General features: G+C 45.3%; 1 protein-coding gene. It reads left to right on the top strand.

Annotated features, from left to right (window positions below):
- Positions 1-17 precede the first annotated feature (17 nt).
- Positions 18-22,844, top strand: a complete 22,827-nt coding sequence (locus FLA_RS09405) for a non-ribosomal peptide synthetase (protein WP_096510867.1) — start codon at positions 18-20, stop codon at positions 22,842-22,844.
- Positions 22,845-22,853 lie beyond the last annotated feature (9 nt).

Raw genomic sequence — 22,853 nt, forward strand, 5'->3', positions numbered from 1 at the left:
CGTAACCTAATTGCGGTATGAAAAATACGTTAGACTTCTTGATTAAGCTGAAGACGGAAGGTATTATGGTTTCCCTGTCGGATGGCAATATAAAAGTGATGGCGAAAAAGGGAGCCAGCCTTAGTGAAGCTATTAAAGCTGAATTGAGCGAAAGAAAAACTGAACTGATTGCTTATTTAAAAAATAAACCTGTTGCAGATGTTTCACTCATACCTGCACGAGAAGCGGGTTCTGTGGTGCCTTTGTCTTTTTCGCAGGAGCGTTTGTGGGTGATAGATCAGCTACAAGGGAGTGCACAATATCATATACCGGCAGTGTTGCGTTTAAAAGGCAGGCTGGATATTGCCCTGCTGGAAATGGCTTTGGGGGAAATGGTGAACCGTCATCATATATTACGCACGCTGATACATGAAAAGGACGGGGTGGGGTACCAGGAAATTGGCCGTGAACATTCCTGGAGCATGGAGCCTTTGTTGCTGATGAATCAACAGGATGTAGCTTTGCTGACGTCTGTAATTGCCGGGTTTATAGAGCGCCCTTTTCTGTTGTCTTTGAATTATCCGTTCCGTGTGCAGTTAATACAGATTTCTGATGTGGAGCATATACTGGTGTTAGTGATGCATCATATTGCTTCGGACGGGGCATCTGTTGCCGTATTTATTCGTGAGTTATCTGAGTTATACCAGGCTAAGCTGGAACAGCGTGTGCCGGTATTGCCTTTGTTGGGCATTCAATATGCCGATTATGCATGCTGGCAACGGGCGCAACGTAAGGATGTGCAGGTGGCCGGGCTTGCTTACTGGAAGCAGCAATTAACAGGAGTGCCGGTGCTGGAGTTGCCGGCAGATTATCTGCGCCCGGTGGTTTTAGGTACAGACGGTGCGCAGCTGGTTTTTCAGTTGCCTGATAGCCTGGGGAGTAAGCTGGAAGAACTGGCCTTACGGGAAGGGGTTACGCTGTATATGTTATTGCTGGCTTCTTTTAAGGTATTACTGCATCGATATAGTGGGCAGGATGATATATGTGTGGGTACGCCCGTAGCAGGCCGTAGCGAGACAGCGTTGGAATTGCTGATCGGTTTTTTTGTGAATACACTTGCTATACGTACCCGTGTACCGGGCAATGCATCGTTTGCAGAAATGCTTCAGCGGGTGAAAGAAGAGATGCTTGCTGCTTATACGCATCAGGCTGTTCCATTTGAACAGGTGGTGGAAGCAGTGGAAACATCCCGTGATATAAGCCGTCATCCATTGTTCCAGGTGATGTTTTCGTTTATACCAGGTGAGCAGTCCGCTTTGCCGCAATTAGGAGATGTAGTTGTAAGTTATGAAGCACAGGAGCATAAGACAGCTAAGTTTGATCTGAATATTGAATTTGAAAAAACAGGTAAAGCTGTTTCGTTTAGTATTGAATACAATACTTCTTTATATAAAGCTTCGCGTATAGAACGGATGGGAGCGCACCTGGTGAACATTTTACAAGCAGTGGTGTGTGATCCTCAGCAGCGTATTCGCGATATAGTGTACCTGTCGGCTTCAGAAGAACAGGAGGTTCTTCAGTTTTCCGGTGAAGTGCACGCAGTACCTGATGATTTGTCTGTACCTGTTATACTACATGAAGTAGTACAGCTGCATGGTGATGCTATTGCTTTAAGCGATGGGGCCGTCAGCTATACCTATACAGAGTTGTGGCATCGTTCCGGCTTGTTATCCGGTTTTTTGCAACAGGAGTGTCATGTGTGGCCCGAATCACTGGTAGGTATTGTAATGGGGCGTGGTACTGGTTTTGTGCTGGCGATGACGGGTATCTTACGCAGCGGTGCTGGTTATCTTCCTATAGAATCGCATCTGCCGCAGGACCGTATACGCCGTTTGCTGAAAGCGGGTGGTGTGTCTGTGGTGGTAACGGATAATGCTGATGTTGCTTCCTGGCTGGGTGAAGAATTTACCTGTGTGCTACTGAGTGATGCTTTGAGTAAAGGCATTGCTACGCCTGATGACGCCTTTCGTTCTTCTGCCGCTTCGCTTGCTTATATCATGTTTACTTCCGGTTCTACCGGTGAGCCTAAAGGCGTGATGGTTGAGCATCGCAGCATTGTTCGTTTGGTAAAAGATACGAACTATGTATCGTTGAATAGCAGCGATCGTATTCTGCAAACGGGTTCATTGTCGTTTGATGCAGCCACTTTCGAAATATGGGGTGCATTGTTAAACGGTGGTGCCGTGTATGTAACTGCATTGGAGAATTTGCTGGATGCTACTGAGCTGGCCGGTTATATTAGTGGTTATGGTATCAGCTGCATGTGGTTTACCAGTTCGTGGTTTAACCAGCTGGCAGATGAGTCTCCTGCTTTGTTTGCTGGTTTGAAGCAAGTGCTGGTAGGTGGAGAGCAATTGTCGGTATCGCATGTAGGCAAGGTGATGCATCACTGCCCTGCTGTACGTATCGTGAATGGTTATGGTCCTACAGAGAACACTACGTTTTCGGTATGTGGGGAAGTATTACCTTCTGATATAGCGGAAGGTGTGATCCGTTTAGGATATCCTGTTTCTAAAAGTCGTGTATATATAACTGATGTATATGGGAAGTTGGTGGGTAAAGGTGTGTATGGGGAATTATTGCTTGGTGGTGAAGGCGTTAGTCGCGGCTACCTGAATGATGCTTTGCGTACAGAAACCTCTTTTATAGCCAATCCTTTTGTGCCGGGTGAGCGGGTATATCGTTCCGGAGATATAGGTTGCTGGGATGAGGATGGTCGTATTTTATTCCGTGGCCGCCGCGATAATCAGGTGAAGATTCGTGGTTACCGTGTAGAGCCCCAGGAGATAGCGCGTGTGCTGGAAGAGCATGAAAGTGTTCGGGAAGCCGCAGTAAAAGTGGTGGTAAGTGCCGTTGGCGATAAACAGCTGGCTGCTTATTACACGGGCGAAGAAGGCGCTGTGGCTGCTATCCGGTTGCACCTGGAAAAGCATTTACCTTCTTACATGCGTCCTGCTTACCTGCAATGGTTACCTGTATTTGTGTTGAATGCGAATGGTAAAACCGATATGGGTGCATTACCTGCTCCTGTAATGGAGGAGGTGGCTTATATCGCTGCTTCCAGCGAGCTGGAAAGTTACCTGGTGGAAGTGTGGAGCGAAGTATTACATATTGCTACTACTGATTTATCAGTGGAAGCTAACTTTTTTGAATTGGGTGGCCAGAGCCTTAAGGCTATCGCATTGATAGGTCGTATTCATCGTGACCGTGGTATAAAAATACCATTGGTAGAATTGTTTACGCATGCGACCATCCGTGGCTTGGCGGGCTATCTGTCTGTTCAGTCGCATGTGGTTTATGCGGGTTTGGTGGCAGCGCCTGTGAGTGATTATTATCCTGTGTCTTATGCGCAACGTCGTATGTATTTGTTGCAACAGTTTGATACATTCAGTACTGCTTATAATATTCCGCTTCAGTTGCCATTACCTGGCGGGTATGGTATAGAAGAGGTTGGTGCTGCTTTGCAGGCGTTGGTAAATCGCCATGAGATACTTCGAACCAGCTTTGAGGAAAGGGAGGGTGTGCCTGTTCAGGTAGTGCAGGCTTCTGTGAAACTGGAAGTGAAAGCGTGTGAAAAGGTTAATTTGGATGCTATAGTGGCTCCTTTCGATTTGTCTGTGGCTCCGCTGCTTCGTGCAGGTTATTGTAAGGGAGCGCTTGGCGGTGTGTTATTGCTGGATATTCATCATATTATTACGGATGGATTATCTCAGGCGATATTGCAGGATGAGTTGATGCGTATACTATCAGGAGAAGTGCTTGCTCCGGTTGTGTTTCAATATAAAGATTATGCTGTTTACGAACAAGGGGCTGCTGGTCAGTTGCAGCTTTCCGGGCATGGCGATTATTGGGCCGATCGCTTCAGCGGCGATTTGCCCGTGTTGGAGCTTCCTGTGGATTTTGCCCGCCCTGAAGTGCGTTCCTTACAGGGTACTTCTCTGGGTATTAAATTGAGTGCTGAAGAAGTGTTATTTCTGCGCCGTTTGTGTAACGAAGAGGAGGTGACACTTTATATGGCCGGATTGTCGTTGTGGTTATTGCTACTGTGGCGTGTAAGTGGTCAGGATGATGTTATCACGGGTACACCTGTATCTGGTCGGCAACATGCTGATTTATCCGGTATTGTAGGGTTGTTTGTGAATACGCTTGCGATCCGTAATAAGATTACCGGCAGTCAACGATATGACGAGTTTTTGAAAACAGTAAAGAATAATGTGCTTTCAGATTTTGAGCATGAAGATTATCCTTTCGAATTATTGCTGGAAGCAGTTTGGCCGCATCGCGACAGAAGCCGTCACCCGCTGTTTGATACTATGTTCAGTGTGCAGAATAAAAATGCGTTCTGGAAGGAAGTCTGGCTTACTGGTGAACAGGAGGAGGATGGTTTTGATCAGGGCGAAAAGTTTGATCTGAACCTTCGCCTGGTGGAGTATGGCGAAGATGTTTATCTGCACCTGGGATATAATACCACACTGTTTACAGTTGAAACAGCACATGCTTTATTGGACGGTTACCGGGAGTTATTGGCCAGCTTACAGGCGGATAAACTTCAGTATTTGTTTGATCTGCAATTATTAAGCCCTGCATCGCGGCTGTTATTGTCTACTGCGGCACTGTTAGACAGTGTTGTTCCTGCTAACACATATAGTAATGTATTTGAAGCGCGTGCTGCTAAAAGTGGTGATACCATTGCGGTTAAGGACGAGAATGGCTTCCTGAGCTATGCTGATCTGAACTATAAAGCCAACCAACTGGCGCACTATCTGCATAATAACGGTATAGCAACAGGTAGTGTAGTGGGAGTGTTACTTCCTCCTTGTAAAGAGATGATGGTGGGTATTATTGGCATTTTTAAAGCCGGCTGTGCTTATTTGCCTATAGATACCAGCCAGCCTGCTTCCCGTATCGAACATATTTTATCGGATAGTGATGTTGATTGTGTGGTAACTGTTGGTGAACTGCCTGAAGGTTTGCAATATTCCGGTATGATAGTGGATCTGTTATCCCCTTTTTTACAGGAACAACCAGTTAATAATCTATTGCTGCCGCAGGATGTAGATCAGTTAGCTTATGTGATTTATACGTCTGGTTCCACTGGTCGTCCTAAAGGTGTACCTATTGCACAGAAAAGCCTGATGAACTATGTGAACTGGTTTATAGAGGAGGTGCAATATGATGAAAGCGATTCCACTATTCTGACATCTTCCTTTTCTTTTGACCTTGGTCATACGGTATTATTCCCTGTATTGCTGTGTGGCGGTTGTTTGCATATAGTGAGTAAAGATTTGTATCTGTCTCCTTCCGATCTGAGCCGTTATGTACAGTCTGCTGGTATCAGCTTTCTGAAGTTTACACCTACGCTGTTCTCGATGTTACTGAACAGTGCTGACTTTGAACCCTCGTGGCTGAGTGGAATACGTATCCTGATGTTGGGAGGTGAGATGATTCATGTAAAGGATGTAGGTCGTTTCCTGTCTTTATATCCTGATAAATATGTATTGAACTCTTATGGCCCTGCGGAAGCTACTGCTGGCTCTGTTTACAAGCGTATAGATCGTCATAACTACGATTCTTTTGCAAGCCGTGTAGTGATAGGTAGTCCTATTCCCAATATGCGTGCTTATATACTGGATAAGCATCATCATGTGCAGCCTGCTGGTTTGCCGGGTGAGATTTATTTATCGGGTATCGGGTTAAGTGCCGGCTATTATCACCGGGATGATTTAACAGTTGCGCGCTTTATTGAACATCCTTTTTATCCCGGGGAGCGATTGTATGCTACGGGAGATTTAGGGAAGTATACTGCTTCCGGTGAGTTGGTGTGTTTTGGTCGCAGCGATCACCAGGTAAAGATTCGTGGTTATCGTGTGGAGTTGTCAGAGATAGAGCAATGTATTATCTCCAGCGGTATAGTGCAGGAGTGTTGTGTGGTATATCGTACGGATAGTGCTGGTGATGGTTTCCTGGCTGCATTTGTTACGGATGAGAACGTAGATATTATTCAATTACGCGGATTTCTGGAATTGAACCTTCCTGATTATATGGTTCCCCGTAGTGTGGTTCGTTTAGTGCAGTTGCCTTTGACGGCGAACGGTAAAACGGATCGTCAGCAATTAGGAGTGTATGAATTGGGATTAGAAGAGGGAGGTAGCGGAGCCGAGTATGTAGCTGCATCGGGTGGCTTAGAGTTGGAGTTACAGCGTATATGGGAAGAGGTGCTGGATGTGCATCCTGTGAGTGTGGCAGAAAATTTCTTCCGTTTAGGTGGTCATTCGTTAAAGGCTTTAAGGGTGTTGAACGCTGTGTCCCGTGACCTGGAAATGAAACTTACGTTGAATGAGTTTTTCCGTTATCCTGTGATCCGTGATCTGTCTGCTTATTTATCCGGTAAGGATAAGGTGGGTTATGAGGCCATTGCTGCTGCACCTGTGTTGGATTATTATCCTTTGTCTCATGCGCAGAAGCGTTTGTGGATATTGCAGCAATTGACTACTGTCCAGCAGGCTTATAATATACCTTACTATATACATGTGAAAGGGATTTTAGACCCCGCGCTGCTGCAGGATGCTTTGCAGCAGTTGGTAAATCGTCATGAAGTGTTGCGTACGGTGTTTGATGTGGTAAACGATGAGCCTGTGCAAAAGATTATTCCTGCATCATTGTTTAGTGTAAACCTGTTGTATGATGATGTAAGTGGTAGTGCTGATGCCTTGTTCTTATGTGATGAGATAGCGGCATCTGAATCCGGTTATGCTTTTGATCTGTTGAATGGTCCATTGTTGCGTGTGCGGCTTGTGAAAACCGGTAATGCGTCTTCTGCGTTGTGCTTCACCTTGCATCATATTGTTTTTGATGGTTGGTCTGTTCAGGTATTGCTGGGTGAGCTATTGCGTGTATATCATGGACTTGCTACGGGTAATACTTACAGGTTGCCTGAACTGGATATTCAGTATAAAGACTATGCGGTGTGGCAGGAAGAACAGCTTTTATCTGGTAAATTTTCTGCTGCACGCTCTTACTGGCATCAATTGTTTTCGGGAGAGTTGCCTGTGTTAGAACTGCCTGCAGATTATCCCCGCGCTGCTGTAAAAAACTATGAAGGTAAAAGTTACCGGGTATCACTGCCTGCAAGTGTAAATGCCGGGCTTACTGCATACAGTGCTGAAGCGGGCGTTAGCTTGTTTATGTTGTTGCTGTCTGGTGTGCAGATATTGTTGTCGAAATATTCTGGTCAGGAAGATATTATTGTAGGAACTCCTGTTTCGGGGCGTGATCATGCGGGATTGGCTGACCAGATTGGTTTTTATGTAAATACACTTGCTATCAGGGGGTATATCGATGGCAATCAATCCTTCGAAGAATATATCCAGGTGTTGAAAGACCGGTTGCTTGCTGCTTATGATCACCAGGGCTATCCATTTGATAAACTGGTAGAGGAACTAGGTGTATCCGGAGATGGTTCGCGTTCTCCATTATTTGATGTGATGGTGGTGATGGAGCATGCTGCTTCTACAGAGTCGCTTTTTGAGAAGAACAAGCTGGAAGTATTTCCTGGTGAAAGCGTTACTACAACGAGTAAGTTTGATTTGACCTTTCACTTTACAGAATCTTCTGCGGAAATAAGCCTGGGTATTGAATATAACACCTCTTTATACAAGTGTTCCCGCATAGAGCGTATGGTGGGGCATCTGGTTAACATATTAAATGCTATAGCAAACAATGCAAAACAGCGTATTGGTGATATGGTGTACCTGTCTGCTGCTGAGGAGCAGGAGTTACGAAGTTTTTCGGGAGAAGTGAGTGTAGTGTCTGAAGCATTGTCTGTTCCTGCTTTGTTATACGAAATGGTACAGCAGCATGGTGATGCTATTGCCTTGAGTGATGGCATCACTAACTATACCTATGATGAGTTTTGGAATAAGTCTGGCCGCATAGCTGGTTATCTTCAGCAACAATGTAAGGTGAAGCCTGAAGCGTTGGTGGGGATTGTGATGGATAAGGGACCTGATTTCATTTTGGCTATGGCAGGTATCCTGCGTAGTGGTGCCGCTTATTTACCTATAGAGTCTCATTTACCGGAAGATCGTATTCGCCTCTTATTAAAGGTGGGTGGCGTAGCGGCAGTGCTTACAAACAATACTGCTATAGCCGAAATGGTAAGTGATGGGTATATGCCATGCGTAGATATACAGGTGGCGATGAGGGAGGGTGCACAGGTGAGCCAGGTGGCTATCAGTAAATCGTCGCTGGCTTATGTCATGTTTACTTCCGGATCAACCGGAGAGCCAAAAGGGGTGATGATTGAGCATAGGGGGATTGTACGCCTGGTAAGAGATACCAATTATGTGCGGTTGAACAACAAGGATAAGATTTTACAGGGTGGCTCCCTGACTTTTGATGTGGCCACTTTTGAAATATGGGGTGCGTTGTTAAACGGTGGAACCTTGTATATTACTGCGCTTGAGCATTTACTGGATACTACCCGGTTACGATTGTTTATTCAGCAGTATGGCATTACACGGATGTGGTTTACCAGTTCGTGGTTTAATCAACTGGCTGATGAAGATCCTTCTTTGTTCAGCAGCCTGCAGCAGATATTAGTGGGTGGGGAGCAATTGTCGGTTGTGCATGTAGGAAAGGTGATGGCCAGTTGTCCGCATCTGGTAGTTACGAATGGCTATGGACCTACAGAAGATACCACATTTGCCGTTTGTGGTGATGTAAGGAAAGAAGATATCCTGTCGGGTATTATTCGTCTTGGAAAGCCTATTTCTAAAAGCCGCACCTATATTGTAGATAAGCATGGAAACCTGGCAGGAAAAGGCGTTTATGGTGAATTGCTGTTAGGGGGGGAGGGTATAAGCCGTGGCTACCTGAATGATGCTTTACGCACAGCGGCAGCTTTTGTTGCCAATCCTTTTGTGCCGGGTGAGCGGGTATACCGTTCTGGTGACATTGGTTGCTGGGATGAGGATGGACGTATCATATTCCGCGGCCGTCGCGATAACCAGGTGAAGATACGTGGCTACAGGGTAGAACCTCTGGAAATTGCCCGTGTACTGGAGAAGCACGAAGCTGTGCGCGAGGCAGCTGTAAAAGTGGTGGTGGGTGCTGGTGGCGATAAACAACTGGCCGCTTATTATACAGGCGAAGCAAACGCTGTGGCTACTATCAGATTGTACCTGGAAAAGCATTTACCTTCTTATATGCGTCCTACCTATCTGCAATGGTTGCCTGTATTTGCACTGAATGCCAGTGGTAAAACAGATATGAAGGCGTTGCCTGCCCCGGTAATGGAAGAAACTTCCTATACGGCTGCAGCTACTGAGTGGGAAGTATACCTGGTAAATGTGTGGAGTGAGGTACTGCATATTTCTGCCGCTGGTTTGTCTGTGGAAGCTAACTTTTTTGAATTGGGTGGCCAGAGCCTTAAGGCTATCGCATTGATTGGTCGTATTCATCGTGACCGTGGCGTAAAGATTCCTTTGGTGGAATTGTTTACGCATGCCACCATCCGTGGTTTGGCCGGCTATCTGTCTGTTCAGTCGCAGGTAGTTTATACAGGTTTAGTGGTAGCGCCTGTGAATGCGTATTATCCTGTGTCTTACGCACAGCGCCGTATGTACCTGTTGCAGCAGTTTGATACATTCAGTACTGCTTATAATATTCCGCTTCAGTTACCGTTGCCGGATGGATATAGCATAGAGGAGGTGTCTGTGGCTTTGCAGAAGTTAGTGAATCGCCATGAAGTGCTTAGAACCAGTTTTGAAGAGAGAGAGGGTGTGCCCGTTCAGGTGGTACATGCATCTGTAACGCTTGAATTGAACGCTTACGATGGTGTAGAGGCGGATGGTTTTGTGATGCCTTTTGATTTATCTGTAGCTCCGTTACTTCGGGCAGGTTATTATAACAGTGGAAACAGAATAGTGCTATTGCTGGATATTCATCATATTATCACGGATGGATTATCGCAGGCGATATTGCAGGATGAGTTCATCCGGTTATTGTCAGGCGAAGTGCTGGCACCCGTGCCGTTCCAGTATAAAGATTATGCAGTTTATGAGCAGAGTGCTGCGGGGCAGTTGCAGCTTGCGGGGCATAGTGAGTATTGGGCAAGCCGTTTGAGCGGAGAGTTGCCTGTGTTGGAGCTTCCTGTAGATTTTGCCCGATCTGAAGTGCGTTCCTTGCAGGGGGCTTCTACGGAAGTTCGTTTAAATACAGATGAAGTGCTTTTTCTGCGTGGTTTGTGTAGTGAAGAAGGTGTTACGCTTTATATGGCCGGGTTGTCGTTGTGGTCACTTCTGCTGTGGCGCGTGAGTGGCCAGGAGGACATTATTACGGGCACGCCTGTATCTGGACGCCAACATGCTGATTTAGCCGGTATAGCCGGGTTGTTTGTGAATACGCTTGCGATCCGTAATAAGATTACGGAGAGTCAACGATATAAGGAGTTTCTGAAAACAGTAAAGAACAATGTGCTTTCTGATTTTGAACATGAGGGATATCCTTTCGAACTACTGCTGGAAGCGGTGTGGCCTTATCGTGACAGAAGTCGTCATCCATTATTTGATACCATGTTCAGTGTGCAGAATAAAAATGCTTTCTGGCAGGAAATGGGCGAAGATGATGAGGTGTCGGCTGAGATATCAGAAGCCTTCTTTACAGATCGCGGTGGTAAGTTTGATCTGAACCTTCGGCTGGTAGAGTATGGAGAAGATGTTTATCTGCACCTGGGATATAATACCACACTGTTTACAGCAGAAACAGCACATGCTTTATTGGACGGTTACCGGGAGTTAATGGCCAGCTTACAGGCGGATAAACTTCAGTATTTGTTTGATCTGCAATTATTAAGCACTGCATCGCGGCTGTTATTGTCTACTGCGGCACTGTTAGACAGTGTTGTTCCTGCTAACACATATAGTAATGTATTTGAAGCGCGTGCTGCTAAAAGTGGTGATGCCATTGCGGTTAAGGATGAGAATGGCTTCCTGAGCTATGCTGATCTGAACTATAAAGCCAACCAACTGGCGCACTATCTGCATAATAACGGTATAGCAACAGGTAGTGTAGTGGGAGTGTTACTTCCTCCTTGTAAAGAGATGATGGTGGGTATTATTGGCATTTTTAAAGCTGGCTGTGCTTATTTGCCTATAGATATCAGCCAGCCTGCTGCCCGTATCGAACATATTTTATCGGATAGTGATGTTGATTGTGTGGTAACTGTTGGTGAACTGCCTGAAGGTTTGGAATATTCCGGTATGATAGTGGATCTGTTATCCCCTGTTTTACAGGAACAACCAGTTAATAATCTATTGCTGCCGCAGGATGCAGATCAGTTAGCTTATGTGATTTATACGTCTGGTTCCACTGGTCGTCCTAAAGGTGTACCTATTGCACAGAAAAGCCTGATGAACTATGTAAACTGGTTTATAGAGGAGGTGCAATATGATGAAAGCGATTCCACTATTCTGACATCTTCCTTTTCTTTTGACCTGGGGCATACGGTATTGTTTCCTGTATTGCTGTGTGGCGGTTGTTTGCATATAGTGAGTAAAGATTTGTATCTGTCTCCTGCTGATCTGTGCCGTTATGTACAGTCTGCTGGTATCAGCTTTCTGAAGTTTACACCTACGCTGTTCTCGATGTTACTGAACAGTGCTGACTTTGAACCCTCGTGGCTGAGTGGAATACGTATCCTGATGTTGGGAGGTGAGATGATTCATGTAAAGGATGTAGGTCGTTTCCTGTCTTTATATCCTGATAAATATGTATTGAACTCTTATGGCCCTGCGGAAGCTACTGCTGGTTCAGTTTACAAGCGTATAGATTGTCATAACTACGATTCTTTTGCAAGCCGTGTAGTGATAGGTAGTCCTATTCCCAATATGCGTGCTTATATACTGGATAAGCATCATCATGTGCAGCCAGCTGGTTTACCGGGTGAGATTTATTTATCGGGTATCGGGTTAAGTGCTGGTTATTATCACCGGGATGATTTAACAGTTGCGCGCTTTATTGAACATCCTTTTTACCCCGGGGAGCGATTGTATGCTACGGGAGATTTAGGGAAGTATACTGCTTCCGGTGAGTTGGTGTGTTTTGGTCGCAGCGATCACCAGGTAAAGATTCGTGGTTATCGTGTGGAGTTGTCAGAGATAGAGCAATGTATTATCTCCAGCGGTATAGTGCAGGAGTGTTGTGTGGTATATCGTACGGATAGTGCTGGTGATGGTTTCCTGGCTGCATTTGTTACGGATGAGAACGTCGATATTATTCAGTTACGCGGATTTCTGGAATTGAACCTTCCTGATTATATGGTTCCCCGTAGTGTGGTTCGTTTAGTGCAGTTGCCTTTGACGGCGAACGGTAAAACGGATCGTCAGCAATTAGGAGTGTATGAATTGGGATTAGAAGAGGGAGGTAGCGTAGCCGAGTATGTGGCTGCATCGGGTGGCTTAGAGTTGGAGTTACAGCGTATATGGGAAGAGGTGCTGGATGTGCATCCTGTGAGTGTGACGGAGAACTTCTTTCGTTTAGGTGGTCATTCGTTAAAGGCTTTAAGGGTGTTGAACGCCGTGTCCCGTGATCTGGAAATGAAACTAACGTTGAATGAGTTTTTCCGTTATCCTGTGATCCGTGATCTGTCTGCTTATTTATCCGGTAAGGATAAGGTGGGTTATGAAGCGATTGCTGCTGCACCTGTGTTGGATTATTATCCTTTGTCTCATGCGCAGAAGCGTTTGTGGATATTGCAGCAATTGACTGCTACCCAGCAGGCTTATAATATACCTTACTATATACATGTGAAAGGGATATTAGACCCCGCGCTGCTGCAGGATGCTTTACAGCAGTTGGTAAATCGTCATGAAGTGCTGCGTACGGTATTTGATGTGGTAAACGATGAGCCTGTACAAAAGATTATTCCTGCATCATTGTTTAGTGTAAACCTGTTGTATGATGATGTAAGTGGTAGTGCTGATGCCTTGTTCTTATGTGATGAGATAGCGGCATCTGAATCCGGTTATGCTTTTGATCTGCTGAATGGTCCATTGTTGCGTGTGCGGCTTGTGAAAACCGGTAATGCGTCTTCTGCGTTGTGCTTCACCTTGCATCATATTGTTTTTGATGGTTGGTCTGTTCAGGTATTGCTGGGTGAGCTATTGCGTGTATATCATGGACTTGCTACGGGTAATACTTACAGGTTGCCTGAACTGGATATTCAGTATAAAGACTATGCGGTGTGGCAGGAAGAACAGCTTTTATCTGGTAAATTTTCTGCTGCACGCTCTTACTGGCATCAATTGTTTTCGGGAGAGTTGCCTGTGTTAGAACTGCCTGCAGATTATCCCCGCGCTGCTGTAAAAAACTATGAAGGTAAAAGTTACCGGGTATCACTGCCTGCAAGTGTAAATGCCGGGCTTACTGCATACAGTGCTGAAGCGGGCGTTAGCTTGTTTATGTTGTTGCTGTCTGGTGTGCAGATATTGTTGTCGAAATATTCTGGTCAGGAAGATATTATTGTAGGAACTCCTGTTTCGGGGCGTGATCATGCCGGATTATCTGACCAGATCGGTTTTTATGTGAACACGCTTGCTGTGAGAGATTTTGTGGATGGCAAACAGTCCTTCCACGAATATCTACGTGTGGCAAAAGACCGGTTGCTTGCTGCTTATGATCACCAGGGCTATCCTTTTGATAAACTGGTAGAAGAGCTAGGTTTATCCGGGGATGGTTCACGTTCTCCATTGTTTGATGTGATGGTGGTAATGGAGCATGCTGCTTCTACAGAGTCTCTTTTTGAGTTAAATAATCTGGAAGTTCTTTTCGGAGAGAGGGTTACTACGACGAGTAAATTTGATATGACTTTTCATTTTACAGCGTCTTCTTCAGATATAGGGCTGGCTATTGAATACAATACTTCTTTATATAAAGCTTCGCGTATAGAACGGATGGGAGCACACCTGGTGAACATTTTACAAGCAGTGGTGTGTGATCCTCAGCAGCGTATTCGCGATATAGTGTACCTGTCGGCTTCAGAAGAACAGGAGGTGCTTCAGTTTTCCGGTGAGGTGCACGCAGTACCTGATGATTTGTCTGTACCTGTTATACTACATGAAGTAGTACAGCTGCATGGTGATGCTATTGCTTTAAGCGATGGTGCTGTCAGCTATACCTATACAGAGTTGTGGCATCGTTCCGGCTTGTTATCCGGTTTTTTGCAACAGGAGTGTCATGTGTGGCCCGAATCACTGGTGGGTATTGTAATGGGGCGTGGTACTGGTTTTGTGCTGGCGATGACGGGTATCTTACGCAGCGGTGCTGGTTATCTTCCTATAGAATCGCATCTGCCGCAGGACCGTATACGCCGTTTGCTGAAAGCGGGTGGTGTGTCTGTGGTGGTAACGGATGCTGCTGATGTTGCTTCCTGGCTGGGTGAAGAATTTACCTGTGTGCTGCTGAGTGATGCTTTGAGTAAAGGCATTGCTACGCCTGATGACGACTTTCGTTCTTCTGCCGCTTCGCTTGCTTATATCATGTTTACTTCCGGTTCTACCGGTGAGCCTAAAGGTGTGATGGTTGAGCATCGCAGCATTGTTCGTTTGGTAAAAGATACGAACTATGTATCGTTGAATAGCAGCGATCGTATTCTGCAAACGGGTTCATTGTCGTTTGATGCAGCCACTTTCGAAATATGGGGTGCATTGTTAAACGGTGGTGCCGTGTATGTAACTGCATTGGAGAATTTGCTGGATGCTACTGAGCTGGCCGGTTATATTAGTGGTTATGGTATCAGCTGCATGTGGTTTACCAGTTCGTGGTTTAACCAGCTGGCAGATGAGTCTCCTGCTTTGTTTGCTGGTTTGAAGCAAGTGCTGGTAGGTGGAGAGCAATTGTCGGTATCGCATGTAGGCAAGGTGATGCATCACTGCCCTGCTGTACGTATCGTGAATGGTTATGGTCCTACGGAGAACACTACGTTTTCGGTATGTGGGGAAGTATTACCTTCTGATATAGCGGAAGGTGTGATCCGTTTAGGATATCCTGTTTCTAAAAGTCGTGTATATATAACTGATGTATATAGGAAGTTGGTGGGTAAAGGTGTGTATGGGGAATTATTGCTTGGTGGTGAAGGCGTTAGTCGCGGCTACCTGAATGATGCTTTGCGTACAGAAACCTCTTTTATAGCCAATCCTTTTGTGCCGGGTGAGCGTGTGTATCGTTCTGGTGACATAGGTTGCTGGGATGAGGATGGTCGTATTTTATTCCGTGGCCGCCGCGATAATCAGGTGAAGATTCGTGGTTACCGTGTAGAGCCCCAGGAGATAGCGCGTGTGCTGGAAGAGCATGAAAGTGTTCGGGAAGCCGCAGTAAAAGTGGTGGTAAGTGCCGTTGGCGATAAGCAGCTGGCTGCTTATTACACGGGCGAAGAAGGCGCTGTGGCTGCTATCCGGTTGCACCTGGAAAAGCATTTACCTTCTTACATGCGTCCTGCTTACCTGCAATGGTTACCTGTATTTGTGTTGAATGCGAATGGTAAAACCGATATGGGTGCATTACCTGCTCCTGTAATGGAGGAGGTGGCTTATATCGCTGCTTCCAGCGAGCTGGAAAGTTACCTGGTGGAAGTGTGGAGCGAAGTATTACATATTGCTACTACTGATTTATCAGTGGAAGCTAACTTTTTTGAATTGGGTGGTCAGAGCCTTAAGGCCATCGCATTGATAGGTCGTATTCATCGTGACCGTGGTATAAAAATACCATTGGTAGAATTGTTTACGCATGCGACCATCCGTAGTTTGGCGAGCTATCTGTCTGTTCAGTCGCAGGTGGTTTATGCGGGTTTGGTGGCAGCGCCTGTGAGTGATTATTATCCTGTGTCTTATGCGCAACGTCGTATGTATTTGTTGCAACAGTTTGATACATTCAGTACTGCTTATAATATTCCGCTTCAGTTGCCATTACCTGGCGGGTATGGTATAGAAGAGGTTGGTGCTGCTTTGCAGGCGTTGGTAAATCGCCATGAGATACTTCGAACCAGCTTTGAGGAAAGGGAGGGTGTACCTGTTCAGATAGTACAGGCTTCTGTAGTATTGAGTGTGACTGCTTATGGTGATACAATGCCAGTGGATTTTGTAAAGCCTTTTGATTTGTCGGTAGCCCCGTTGCTTCGTGCGGGTTATTATAATGGAGAGTTGGGCGGTGTGTTATTGCTGGATATTCATCATATTATCACGGATGGATTATCGCAGGCAATATTGCAGGACGAGTTTATACGTATCCTGTCAGGTGAGACGCTTGCTCCTGTGGTGTTTCAGTATAAAGATTTTGCTGTTCATGAGCAAAGTGCTGCGGGGCAATTGCCGCTTGCGAATGATGGTGCTTACTGGACTGATCGTTTAAGCGGTGAGTTGCCAATGCTGGAACTTCCTATAGATTTTGCGCGTCCTGAAGTGCGTTCCTTGCAGGGAGCTTCTGCAGGAGTTCGTTTAAGTGCAGATGAAGTGTTATTGCTGCGTCGCTTGTGTAGTGAAGAAGAAGTTACGCTTTATATGGCCGGATTGTCGTTGTGGTTATTACTGTTGTGGCGCGTGAGTGGCCAGGAGGATATTATTACGGGAACGCCTGTATCCGGCCGTCAGCATGCTGATTTATCTGGTATTGTTGGGTTGTTTGTGAATACACTTGCTATCCGGAGCCGTATTCAGGCTGGGAAGCGTTATGTGGAATATTTATCAGATCTAAAACAGGAAGTGCTTTCAGACTTTGAACATGAGGGATATCCTTTTGAACTATTGCTGGAAGCGGTGTGGCCTCATCGTGACAGAAGCCGTCATCCACTATTTGATACCATGTTCAGTGTGCAGAATAAAAATGCTTTCTGGCAGGAAATGGGCGAAGATGGTGAGGTGTCGGCTGAGATATCAGAAGCCTTCTTTACAGATCGCGGTGGTAAGTTTGATCTGAACCTTCGCCTGGTGGAGTATGGCGAAGATATTTATCTGCACCTGGGATATAATACCACACTGTTTACAGTTGAAACAGCACATGCTTTATTGGACGGTTACCGGGAGCTAATGGCCAGCTTACAGGCGGATAAACTTCAGTATTTGTTTGATCTGCAATTATTAAGCCCTGCATCGCGGCTGTTATTGTCTACTGCGCCTTTATTAGATAGTCCGGCTCCTGTTAACACGTATAGTAGTGTGTTTGAAGGGCGTGCTGCTAAAAGTGGTGATACCATTGCGGTTAAGGATGAGAATGGCTTCCTGAGCTATGCTGATCTGAACTGTAAAGCCAACCAACTGGCGCATTACCTGTATAGCAATGGTATTGTTGCGGGTAGTGTAGTAGGAGTGTTGCTGCCTCCTTGTAAAGAAATGATGGTGGGTATTATTGGCATTTTTAAAGCTGGCTGTGCTTATTTGCCTATAGATACCAGCCAGCCTGCTGCCCGTATCGAACATATTTTATCGGATAGTGATGTTGATTGTGTGGTAACTGTTGGTGAACTGCCTGAAGGTTTGGAATATTCCGGTATGATAGTGGATCTGTTATCCCCTTCTTTACAGGAACAACCAGTTAATAATCTATTGCTGCCGCAGGATGTAGATCAGTTAGCTTATGTGATTTATACGTCTGGTTCCACTGGTCGTCCTAAAGGTGTACCTATTGCACAGAAAAGCCTGATGAACTATGTGAACTGGTTTATAGAGGAGGTGCAATATGATGAAAGCGATTCCACTATTCTGACATCTTCCTTTTCTTTTGACCTTGGTCATACGGTATTATTCCCTGTATTGCTGTGTGGCGGTTGTTTGCATATAGTGAGTAAAGATTTGTATCTGTCTCCTGCTGATCTGTGCCGTTATGTACAGTCTGCTGGTATCAGCTTTCTGAAGTTTACACCTACGCTGTTCTCGATGTTACTGAACAGTGCTGACTTTGAACCCTCGTGGCTGAGTGGAATACGTATCCTGATGTTGGGAGGTGAGATGATTCATGTAAAGGATGTAGGTCGTTTCCTGTCTTTATATCCTGATAAATATGTATTGAACTCTTATGGCCCTGCGGAAGCTACTGCTGGCTCTGTTTACAAGCGTATAGATCGTCATAACTACGATTCTTTTGCAAGCCGTGTAGTGATAGGTAGTCCTATTCCCAATATGCGTGCTTATATACTGGATAAGCATCATCATGTGCAGCCTGCTGGTTTACCGGGTGAGATTTATTTATCGGGTATCGGGTTAAGTGCCGGCTATTATCACCGGGATGATTTAACAGTTGCGCGCTTTATTGAACATCCTTTTTATCCCGGGGAGCGATTGTATGCTACGGGAGATTTAGGGAAGTATACTGCTTCCGGTGAGTTGGTGTGTTTTGGTCGCAGCGATCACCAGGTAAAGATTCGTGGTTATCGTGTGGAGTTGTCAGAGATAGAGCAATGTATTATCTCCAGCGGTATAGTGCAGGAGTGTTGTGTGGTATATCGTACGGATAGTGCTGGTGATGGTTTTCTGGCTGCATTTGTTACGGATGAGAACGTAGATATTATTCAATTACGCGGATTTCTGGAATTGAACCTTCCTGATTATATGGTTCCCCGTAGTGTGGTTCGTTTAGGGCAGTTGCCTTTGACGGCGAACGGTAAAACGGATCGTCAGCAATTAGGAGTGTATGAATTGGGATTAGAAGAGGGAGGTAGCGGAGCCGAGTATGTGGCTGCATCGGGTGGCTTAGAGTTGGAGTTACAGCGTATATGGGAAGAGGTGCTGGATGTGCATCCTGTGAGTGTGGCAGAAAATTTCTTCCGTTTAGGTGGTCATTCGTTAAAGGCTTTAAGGGTGTTGAACGCTGTGTCCCGTGATCTGGAAATGAAACTTACGTTGAATGAGTTTTTCCGTTATCCTGTGATCCGTGAACTGTCTGCTTATTTATCCGGTAAGGATAAGGTGGGTTATGAAGCGATTGCTGCTGCACCTGTGTTGGATTATTATCCTTTGTCTCATGCGCAGAAGCGTTTGTGGATATTGCAGCAATTAGCAGAAGAGCGTCAGGCTTATAATGTTCCTAAAGTATTTTACCTGCAAGGTGTGCCGGATGTAGACCGTTTACGACACAGCTTTGAACTATTGGTGCAGCGTCATGATATACTGCGTACGGTGTTCCGGGTGGTGAATGGTGAGGTAAAGCAGCATATTGTGAGAAAGGACTTATTGCCGGATTGTTTCCAGGTGGTTACTATGCTGCAACTGCGTGATGCAGGCGTAACGTCGGATGAATTTATCCATAAACGTATTAATAAGGCTTTTGATCTTGAAAACGGGCCTTTGTTGCAGGTATATCTTGTACAGCAGCAGAAGCAGGCGTATACACTGCTTATTAATATGCATCATATTATTGCGGATGCATGGTCTATGAAAATTTTGTTGTCTGAGTTAGTTGCATTTTATAATACTCCGGAGGTGTTACTTCCATTGTTGTCTATTCAATATAAAGATTATGCCTGGTGGGAGGCGGAATACCTGGAAAGTGATCATGGCCAAAGACACCGTAAGTTCTGGATGGAAACATTGCATGGCGATATTGCCCGTATCCATCTTCCTGAAAAGGCAAACAGGCCAGCCAGGAAAACCTTTAATGGCAGTTCGTGTGGTTACCAGTTTTCAAATACGTTAACCCAGCGTTTAAAGGGTATGGCTGCTGATGAAGGCACCAGTATGTTTGTGTTGCTGATGGCTGCTTTTAATGCTTTGTTTTACCGTTACCTGGGTATTGACGATATGGTAATAGGCACCGTAGTTGCAGGCAGAGAGAGGGAAGAGTTATTGCAGCAGGTAGGTTTTTATGTAAACACGCTTGCTGTCAGAAACCGTTTTTCGGGCCAGGATAGTTTTATAAAATTGCTGGGGAAAGTAAAGGAAAATGTATTGCTGGCATTAGAGCATCAGTATTATCCTTTTGACAGAATTGTGTCTGATCTGGGAGGGGCAGCAGATGCTGACAGACAGTCTTTATTTGATATTATGCTGGTATATCAAAACCAGGAAGAGTGGACAGAGGGTGCTTTGGAGATAGAAGGTATGACCTTGCAGCCAGGAAAGGGAGAGCTGGAAGGTAGCAAGTTTGATATCTCTTTTGTAGTAAGTGAGCGTGAAACCGGGTTACATTTTTATATAGAATATAACACGGATATTTATGAAGGTGCTTTTATGCTGCAACTGATGGGGCATCTGAAGTTGTTGCTGGAAAGTGTTCTGCAACTGCCTGAAAAGCCTATTGCCTACCTGGATTATTTACCTGGTGAGGAGCACCAATTGCTGCTGCAGTTTAATAGTACTGCTTTTGCAGAGGCGCTCCATTTTCCTGCTATTCAATGTTATTTTGAAAATCAGGCTGTTCATTTTCCGGATAATGCTGCTATCATTTCTGGTGACCGTGTGTGGAGTTATCGGCAGGTGAACGAAATAACTAACAGGCTGGCACATTGGATAAGAAGTGAATATTCTGATAGGGTAGACCGTGTTATTGCTTTTGTCGCAGACAGGTCTGAATGGCAGGTAATGCTGATGCTGGGCATATTAAAATCGGGAGCTGCCTTTTTGCCGATAGACCCGACTAACCCGAGTGAGCGTATAGTTTTTATGTTGAATGATGCAATGCCTTTACTGGTAATTACAGATACAGAAGAAGTAACCTGGCTGGCTGCGGTAACAAGCAAGGTGATTGGATTGGAAGTGATAATTGATCAGTTGCCGGGTTATGCTGCTACTAATCCTGTTTTGCTGAACACGCCTGAAGATATGGCCTATGTTATTTATACATCGGGTTCTACGGGAAGGCCGAAAGGGGTGGTTATTGAGCATCGTGGTACTATTAACCTGGCACATGACCAGGTACGGCGCTTTGCTATAACGCCTGCAGACAGAAGCCTGCAGTTTGCGACTGTATCATTTGATGCAGCTATTTATGAAATATTTATGGCGCTGTTTTCGGCAGCGGGTGTAGTAGTGGTTGCACAGGAGGTTATTAATCAGCCGGTTGCTTTTGTACAATACTTACAGCAATGCGGTGTTACCATTGCTACATTACCGCCGGTGTACCTGGCCAGCCTGGGTAAACAGGTTTTGCAGCCGCTTCGTATACTGGTTACAGCGGGAGAAGCACCTGGTAAGGAGTATGCAGCCTATCACAGCACCTATCTTGACTATTATAACGCTTATGGCCCTACGGAGTATAGTGTTTGTACTTCTATTTACCAGGTTGCAGGTAATGAAGTCATCATCCCTATTGGGAAGCCGCTGATAAATACACAGGTTTATATTCTTGACCAGCATCAGCAATTGCTGCCACAGGGGTTCTGGGGAGAGATAACGGTTTCGGGTAAGGGGATTGCCCGTGGATATTTAAACAGGCCTGATCTGACTAAAGAGAAGTTTATTGACCATCCTTTTATACCAGGTGAAAAATTGTACAGAACAGGGGATATAGGCAGGTGGACTCCGGAGGGTGATATTGTTTTTGCAGGCAGAAGGGATAACCTGGTGAAAATAAGAGGTTACCGGGTAGAGCTGGCAGAGATAGAGCAGGTGTTGTTATTGCATCCGGATGTGTCTACTGTGGCTGTAACCTATAGAAAAGAAGCCGGTAGCAGGGATGTGTTGAGTGCTTATATTGAGTCTGATGCTTCTAATGATATTGCTGCATTGAAATGGTGGCTGGCGCAAAAGCTTCCTTACTATATGATTCCCGGTTATTTCTTTTTTATGAAGGCTATTCCTTTAACAGCGAGTGGGAAAATTAACTATGGCGCATTACCGGTGGAACTGACGGGCGATGCTGTTGAACAGGTGTCTCCGGTTAATGCTATCGAAGTATTACTACTGGAAATATGGCAGGAGGTGTTGCAATTGAAAAATATTAGCACGGAAGATGACTTCTTTGCAATAGGGGGGCATTCGATACTGGCCATGCGCTTTATGTCGCTGTTATGGGAAAGGATGAATAAAACTGTGAGTATCAGGGATCTGGTGAAGTATCCTACTATTCGCTCCCTTGCGGAATTTATCAACAGGGATAGCAGTGATAAAGGATTATTGTTACCACTTAATCGTGTCAGTGGTAATGACTTGCCATTATTTATGATTCCGCCGGTGGTGGGCTCTTCCACAGTGTTCACAGCATTGGCGGCTGCATTGGAGGAAAAGGAAATTCGTTGTTACGGATTACAGTACCGCGGTTTTGACTATGATGTACCTTTTGATGAGAGTATGCAGGTAATGGCAGAGTCATTTGCTGCGGAAATTATATCGGCTGGTACCGGGCAAAAAATATACGTGCTGGGGTATTCTATGGGCGCGCTGCTGGCTGTAGAAACGGTGCGTTCGCTGGAACGAAAGGGGTATACTGCAGGATTGATATTGCTGGATAAAGATCCTTCGGCAGGATGGAGTGATTTTGATGTCAGAAATGCGAAAGAGGAAGATGCTTTGCTGGAAATATTTCAATTGCATTTCAGTCATCAGCAGCAGGTGGAATTTAAGGATATGGACAGGTTGCAACGGCTGCTGGCTCATAATATTTCGCTTTTACAATCTTATAGAACCGTTGGTAAAATAAAGGCTGATATTCTTGCTTTAGAAGCCTTAGATTCATCTAAGCAAAATAAAATGCGAAAATGGAAAACACGCACTTCAGGAAGCTTTGAACACCAGCTTTGTGAGGGCAATCACTTTAGTCTCATACAGGATAGTAATATCCCAACGTTAACCGATTTTATTTCTCAATTTGTCATTAACCATTAAAATATAGTC

Origin of the sequence: Filimonas lacunae (assembly GCF_002355595.1) — a bacterium.
In the GTDB taxonomy this organism is placed as follows: domain Bacteria; phylum Bacteroidota; class Bacteroidia; order Chitinophagales; family Chitinophagaceae; genus Filimonas; species Filimonas lacunae.

Bases quoted from the DNA above. Each gene is read 5' to 3' on its own strand.
- FLA_RS09405 (WP_096510867.1), top strand. From the start codon at position 18: ATGAAAAATACGTTAGACTTCTTGATTAAGCTGAAGACGGAAGGTATT.